The 7350-nt window shown below is 55.6% G+C and carries 5 protein-coding genes; all 5 read left to right on the plus strand.

Features of this window, described 5'->3' with window-relative positions; translation table 11 throughout:
* Window positions 1-289: 289 nt before the first annotated feature.
* From KO088_RS08820 to nhaD, 5 genes are read left to right on the plus strand one after another with little or no spacing between them, the layout of a single operon-like run.
* On the plus strand, window positions 290-2971 hold the full coding sequence (locus KO088_RS08820; protein WP_215494432.1) for a calcium-translocating P-type ATPase, PMCA-type: 2682 nt from the start codon (window positions 290-292) through the stop codon (window positions 2969-2971).
* A 26-nt stretch (window positions 2972-2997) separates the two neighbouring features.
* On the plus strand, window positions 2998-3891 hold the full coding sequence (locus tag KO088_RS08825) for a metal ABC transporter solute-binding protein, Zn/Mn family (RefSeq protein ID WP_215494433.1): 894 nt from the start codon (window positions 2998-3000) through the stop codon (window positions 3889-3891).
* Between the two features lie 8 nt (window positions 3892-3899).
* Entirely contained in the window at window positions 3900-4535 is a 636-nt protein-coding gene (locus tag KO088_RS08830) for a metal ABC transporter ATP-binding protein (RefSeq protein ID WP_215494434.1), read from the plus strand.
* A gap of 4 nt (window positions 4536-4539) precedes the next feature.
* Window positions 4540-5808: a phosphatase PAP2 family protein gene (locus KO088_RS08835; RefSeq protein ID WP_215494435.1), complete on the plus strand. Its 1269-nt coding sequence runs from the start codon at window positions 4540-4542 to the stop codon at window positions 5806-5808.
* A 41-nt stretch (window positions 5809-5849) separates the two neighbouring features.
* Window positions 5850-7241: a sodium:proton antiporter NhaD gene (nhaD, locus tag KO088_RS08840; protein ID WP_215494436.1), complete on the plus strand. Its 1392-nt coding sequence runs from the start codon at window positions 5850-5852 to the stop codon at window positions 7239-7241.
* Window positions 7242-7350: the final 109 nt, after the last annotated feature.

The raw sequence follows: 7350 nt of genomic DNA on the forward strand, positions 1-7350 counted from the left end.
CCCTTATAGAATAAACCTTTGCAGGAGAGCAAAATCAACCAGTACTGGTTCGCAAGTTGACCAGTACTGGTCAGAGCTCGAACCAGTACTGGTCAATAAGGTGTACCAGTACTGGTTCACTCAGCGACCAGTACTGGTACATCTGAGGAGTATGAGGAGGCCACTGAATCCGTCTAAGAAGTGATAGGATGATCATGTGGTGGCCTTCCACTATTTTTGCAGGCGAAGGAGATGGCAGGAGAGGGGCCAACTTCAACCTCTCACCCCTCCCCCCTATACATTATATATAATGGACAAGATCCCTACTCCGCATATAGGACTAACCTCAGAGCAGGCACACAAGAGCCGGCTACAACACGGCAGCAATGAGCTGACACCCCGCCCACGCACCTCGCGCTGGAAGCTTTTCCTCGAGAAATTCGAGGATCCCATCATCATCATCCTGCTCATCGCCATGGTCCTTTCCCTCCTCTCGGCCTGCTATGAGTATTTTGTCACCAAGACTGATCCCACAGGAGCTGGATTCTTTGAGCCTGTCGGAGTCTTCTTAGCGATCCTACTTTCCACTGGCATAGCTTTCTATTTCGAGCTGAAGAGCGAGAAGGAGTTCGAGCTTCTGAGCCAGGTAGGCGACGAGGTGTGCTACAAGGTCATGCGCGATGGCGAGATCATACAGATCCCAAAGCGCGAGATCGTCGTCGGCGACCGGCTCTATTTGGAGACGGGGGAGGAGATCCCAGCCGATGCCGAGCTCCTTGAGGCTGTCACACTCTCGGTAGATGAGTCAACCCTCACGGGTGAGCCGATGACGACCAAGAGCGTACACCCTGACGATCAAGACAGCGAAGCCACTTACCCTACCAATTATATATGTCGTGGCACGACCATCCTCGAGGGACATGCCGTCTGCCACGTGCAAGTCGTCGGAGATGCCACCGAACAGGGGAAGATCTTCGAAGGGATCCAGATAGATGCCTCCGTAGAGACTCCACTGAATCGTCAGCTTGATCACCTCGGCAGTCTCATAGCCCGTATCAGCTATATCCTCGCGGCGCTTGTCCTCGTAGGTAGCACCCTGATCTATGCTCACGATGGGGGCTTTGCAGCTCCATGGGATGCTACACTCTCCTACTTCCTCGGCAAGATCATGCTCGCCGTGACAGTCATTGTCGTCGCTGTCCCCGAGGGACTACCAATGAGTGTAAGCCTCTCACTTGCCTATAGTATGCGCAGCATGATGCGTAGCAACAACCTCGTCCGCCGTATGCACGCCTGCGAGACGATGGGAGCTATCACCGTCATCTGCACCGACAAGACGGGGACGCTCACAGAGAATCGGATGCGCGTCGAGAGCTTCTTCAGCGAAGCCTCCACCGAGGAAGAAAGCCTTCTCCCCGAAGCCATAGCAGCCAACACGACCGCCTTCGTCAATGCACACGACCAGCAGCATCCCGAGGTCATGGGTAATCCTACCGAAGGAGCCCTCCTGCTTTGGATACGAGAGCAAGCGTACGACTACCTCACCCTTCGTGACTCCACCCCTATCATCCGACAGCTCCCCTTCTTGACAGAGCGCAAGTACATGGCAACTTTAGTCCAGTCCGCAATGCTCGAAGGGAAGGCCATACTCTATGTCAAGGGGGCACCAGAGATTCTGCTCAGCCTATGTAATCTTCCTACGGAGGTACATACCCGCTACGAAGCCCAACTGCATCAGTATCAGTCACGCGCTATGCGAACGCTCGCTCTTGCCTACCGTATAGTCGAGAGTCCGACAGAGCAAGAGAAGCCTCTTGATGAGCTGATCCAAGAAGGACTACAGCTACAAGGCATCTTCGGCATCATGGATCCCGTGCGTAGCGAAGTGCCCGCGGCTATCCAGCAGTGCCGAAAGGCTGGTATCGGCGTGAAGATCATCACGGGGGATACCTCTGGTACGGCTAAAGAGATCGCCCGACAGATCGGTCTCTGGGGAGAAAGCTCTACCGACGATGAAATCATCACAGGAGCAGACTTTGAGGCTCTCACAGACGACGAAGCTAAGGCACGACTTACCCGTCTTAAGATCATGGCACGCGCACGTCCCATGGACAAGGAGCGCCTCGTACGCCTGCTCCAAGAGTTGGGCGAAGTCGTGGCCGTCACCGGAGATGGGACCAACGATGCCCCAGCCCTCAATAGAGCACATGTCGGGCTGTCAATGGGCGACGGTACGGCGGTAGCTAAGGAAGCCAGCGATATCACCATCCTCGACAGCTCGTTTGCCAGCATCGCGCAGGCCGTACTATGGGGGCGCTCACTGTACCTGAATATCCAGCGCTTCATCCTATTCCAGATGACGATCAATGTCGTGGCATGCCTCACCGTCCTTATAGGAGCCTTCCTCGGCAAGGAATCGCCCCTCACCGTGACACAGATGCTCTGGGTGAACCTCATCATGGATACCTTCGCATCGCTGGCGCTGGCCTCCCTGCCCCCCAGCCCTCATCTCATAAAGGAGCATCCACGCAAGGCCTCTGCTGGGATCATCACACCGCAGCTCGCACGACAGATATTCGGAGTCGGTGGCCTGTTCCTCCTTCTGCTCTTTGCTCTACATTATATATTGGAGCACTTGGACCTCACGACGGGACAGTGGGTCGAAGGGAAGGAGCAACTGACGTCACTCGACCTATCCGTATTCTTCACCACCTTTGTCTTTCTTCAGCTGTGGAATATGTTCAACGCAAAAGCATTCCACTCGGGTCGCAGTGCATTCGCTGGCATGGATCGAGCGCGCTACTTCCTACTGATCACAGCTGTCATCCTCGTAGGGCAGTTCTTAATTACTACCTTTGCATACGATTTCTTCCAGATAGCTCCACTCCCATTCAGCTACTGGATCGCACTCCTCATAGCCACTAGCCCAGTACTCTGGATCGGTGAGTTGGGGCGTCTCATCGCCCGCCTCACTGGACGGCTTCGTGCATAAGTCAGCAGATTGCAGTTCCTACTCCGATGATATGTAGTTCACTCCACCGCCCCCTGTGTACCCTTCTCTTGGGGATAGGGCTTCTCGCCTCCTCTTGTCAGCAGGGCGAGCAGCGGTCTACCCGACTCCAGATAGCTACGACGATAGCACCAGCAGCTCAGGTCATCACGGAGATCGCTGATAGCTTGGTCGCGGTGACGACACTACTCCCCCAGGGGAATAATCCAGAGAATTACGAGCCTACACCACAGGCCATCCAAGCACTCACCTCCAGCGCTGCCTACTTCTACATGGGTGATCTGGGCTTTGAGCGTAGCTGGGTGGAGCGTATTCATACGATGCAGCCAGCCCTGCAGCTCGTACGTCTCGATCAGGATTTGGTAGTGCCTGCACATCACCACAGCGGTAGCTCCACTCATCTTCATGACCCACACTACTGGACAAGTGTACACGGGCTTCAGTCCATGGGTAAGAGTATATACAGCTCTCTCTGCCGTATTGATACGACGCACCGAGCTCAGTATGATGCGGGTTACCAGCGCTTCACACAGCGCCTGGAGCACGTAGAGCGGACGATAAAAGAGCAACTCTCCGATATACCCTCGCGTGCCTTCGTCATCTACCATCCGTCCCTCTCTGAGTTTGCAGAGGAGTATGGTCTCAAGCAGCTCATCATCGAGCAAGATGGCAAGGAGCCTACACCTCAGCATATACAAGCACTCATCGAAGAAGCTAAGAAGCTGGGGGTACGCGTGGTCTTCATCCAGCAGGAGTTTGACTCCAAGCTCATCGAGAGCATTGCGAAAGAGCTCGGTGCCCGTATGGTCGTCATCAACCCGCTGGGAGGAGACTGGGAGGAGCAACTTCTACTCATCACTCGTGCACTGAGCGATACCACCTCATCTAGCCCTACACGATGACCTCCCCTATGCAACCACTCTTAGAGCTACGTGATGTGACCCTCGGCTATCCCGACAAGGTCGTACTTGAGCACCTCAACTGGTGCGTGCGTCGTGGTGAGCGCTGGGCTATCACGGGACCGAATGGCAGTGGTAAGACCACCCTCATGCGCACCCTGCTAGGGCTCATCCCGCTACAAGCTGGACAGCTCCTCCGCTACGACCGTGAGGGCCATACTACCGACCAGCTGATCGCCAGCTACCTTCCACAGATCAATCAGATTGATCGCCACTTCCCCATCCACGTCTACGAGGTTATTGACTCTGGCCTCCCCAAAGGCACCACGGGGCGCGGTGTGCGTAGAGAGCAGGTAGAGACGCTCGCAGAAGCCATCGGGCTCACGCACCTCCTCCAGCTGCCCATCGGCAAGCTCAGCGGTGGTCAACTCCAGCGAGCTCTGCTCGGTCGTGCGCTGGCATCTAATCCCGAGCTTCTGATCCTCGACGAGCCACTCAGCTTCCTTGACAAGTCTTATAAGGAAAGCTTCGAGTCGCTACTGGAGCAAGTCGTACGCCCCGAGACGACAATGCTTATGGTCACCCACGACCTCCACCAAGCCAAGTCCGAGTACTGGCAGACCCTTACCCTCGGACGCTTCGAATAGACTTATGAATAAGAAAGCCTATCCACTCGCTCTACTATCCCTCCTCACGGCTCTCCCCTCTGAAGCGCAGAGTGTAGCCGATACGCTCAGCTACACGGCGACAACCGCATATCGCCCCGACACGCTGAGCAATGCACAGAAAACGAATCAACTCCTCCTACAGGGGGCGCTCAGTGCAGCGTCACTCGTAGGTATAGGAGTGATGCAGAATATTCACAACGAGCAGATACGCACGATACGCTACGGGCACTACCCTCACTTCCGCCATCACTACGATGACTACCTCCAATTCGCCCCGTTAGCAGCCCAACTTGGCCTACGCTTTGCGGGTGTAGAGGGCACAAGTAAATCACCCTGGCAGGTGCTCACTGCTGATGTCGCTGCTACGGCTACGATGCTCGCTGTCACCTCGGCTATTAAGTACACCGCCCGTGTAAGACGCCCTGACGGCTCGTCTCGAAACTCCTTTCCCTCTGGGCATACTGCTATGGCCTTTACCTCAGCGACGCTACTGAGCTTGGAGTATGGCGAGCGCTATCCATGGCTTCCTCCCGTAAGCTACGGACTCGCCTCCATCACGGGGCTGGGGCGAATCCTCAATAACCGCCACTGGATCGGTGATGTCGTCACGGGAGCTGGACTTGGCATCCTCTCAGGGCACATCGGCTACTGGATAAGCGATCGCCTCTTCGGTAGCACAGGACGTCAACTGAAGTACTACAATGAGGAGCCTACTCCTCACCTCCGTCTCTATGCCCCCATTACGCTAAGCGCTACCCCTTCGCAGGGTGAAGGTACATGGAGCCTCCAGGGGCGACATGCTGCGCTGGGCGTCGAGTACACTCCCCCACAGTGGCCTCTATATCTAAAGGGGAATGTGGGTCTATCTACCTTCCGTGGTCAGGAGGGAGGCGATGGTCTGGGACGCAGTGCTCAAGACCGCTACCTATCCCTACGCTTAGGCCTCGGGCGTGACCTACGCCTATGGCGAGACTTTCACATCTCGGCATCCGCCTCGGCTGCACTTCGCAAGCACGTAGGACGGGCTACTACATTTCCAGCCCATGAGCCTGCGCTGTATATGCCAGCGAGCTCGGTAGGTATGGGTATCGAACTGGCGCCTCGCTGGCGCTTCACGAAGGAGCTTGGCCTACGCCTACCACTCGGGCTGGACTACTACCCTTCGTCCTATCACCTGACTACCCCTCAGCGGACCTACGGACTCAGTCCCGTCTCGTTCTATGGGGGCACGGCGCTGGAGGTCTACCTCTGATCCCTCCTCGCCCTTTACTCACTTAAAATCCTATTATTCTTATGAGTTGGTATTACCTCATGCCCGTGATCTTTGTCCTAGGGATCATCGGTATTGCTCTGGAGGAGCAGATCAAGATCAACAAGACCGCGACGGCGCTCCTTACCTCCGTCGTCCTCTGGGCGATCCTCCTCATCGACACGGATATCGCTGCAGTGACTGCAGGCTTCCGTCAGTTCGTAGCCTCCTTCCCTCATGCTCCAGCAGAGGACTTAGGCGTATCAGACTACCTTTCCTTTAAGCTCACAGAGCACCTCGGTGATGTCTCGAGCACGCTCATCTTCGTCCTCAGCTCGATGGTACTTGTGAATACGATCGACACCTACGGGGGCTTCAAGTCCGTGGCTAAGATCGTCGCTACGACGAATAAGCGTGCGCTGCTGTGGCGTGTAGCTATCGCCTCGTTCTTCTTCTCGGCGTTCCTCGACAACCTCGCTGCCGCGATCGTCATCATCGCTATCCTGCGTCGTCTTGTCCCCGACACCACGGACCGAATGAAGTATGCCTGTATCAGCATCATCGCCTGTAATGCAGGGGGCTCTTGGTCGCCTATCGGTGACGTGACGACCCTCTTGCTGTGGAACAATAATCGCATCACGCCCTACTACCAGATCTTCCACCTCGTCATCCCTGCCTTCGTGAACATGGTAGTCCCCACCCTCCTGGCGCACTACTTCCTCTTCAAGAAGAATGCTCAGCTGCGTGCCCTACCAGATGTCCCCGAAGACTCACTGGATGATATCCTCCCTCAGCACGCACGTATCATCGTCCTCGTCCTGGGGATCATCTCGCTGATGCTCGTACCTATCTGGCAGACCTTCTTCGATGTACCCGCCTTCATGGGGGTTATCTTTGGTCTGGTCATCGTGTGGATCTACACTGAGCTGATGTTCTTCCGCTTCAAGAAGCGCCTTGAGAATGCAACTGAGCTCCGTGTCACGAGCCTACTCAATCGTGCTGACCTCACTACGATCTTCTACTTCCTCGGCATCCTGATGTCCGTAGCAGCACTGATCGAAGGCGGACAGCTCGCCGCAGCCTCCACTCGCGTCACAGCCCTCATTCCCAATACGGGTCTACTCGCTGCTATCATCGGGATACTCTCCTCCATGCTGGACAACGTTGCCCTTGTGGCCGCTGTCCTCGGTATGTATCCACTGGAAACATCCGGTGCGATCACGCCCTTCGTCGTCAATGGCTCCTTCTGGGTCTTCCTCGCCTACTGTGCCGTCACGGGTGGCAGCCTGCTGATCATCGGTTCCGCTACTGGGGTCACAGTCATGGGTCTCGAAGGGATTAGCTTCGGCTACTACTTCAAGCGCTTCAGTCTGCTTGCTCTTGCTGGTTATATCTCTGGGGCTGTAGTCTACCAGCTCATCTCGCTCATCTTTTAGCTCCCATTTGAGCTAAAAGGCATAGCGTACATAAGGGAGCGGGTGACCTTCTTCTCTGAGGGAAGAAGGTCACCCGCTCCCTCTTTTTTTCTATAGCACCATTATACAT

This window comes from Porphyromonas bobii (assembly GCF_943169685.1).
GTDB classification, from domain to species: Bacteria; Bacteroidota; Bacteroidia; order Bacteroidales; family Porphyromonadaceae; genus Porphyromonas; species Porphyromonas pasteri.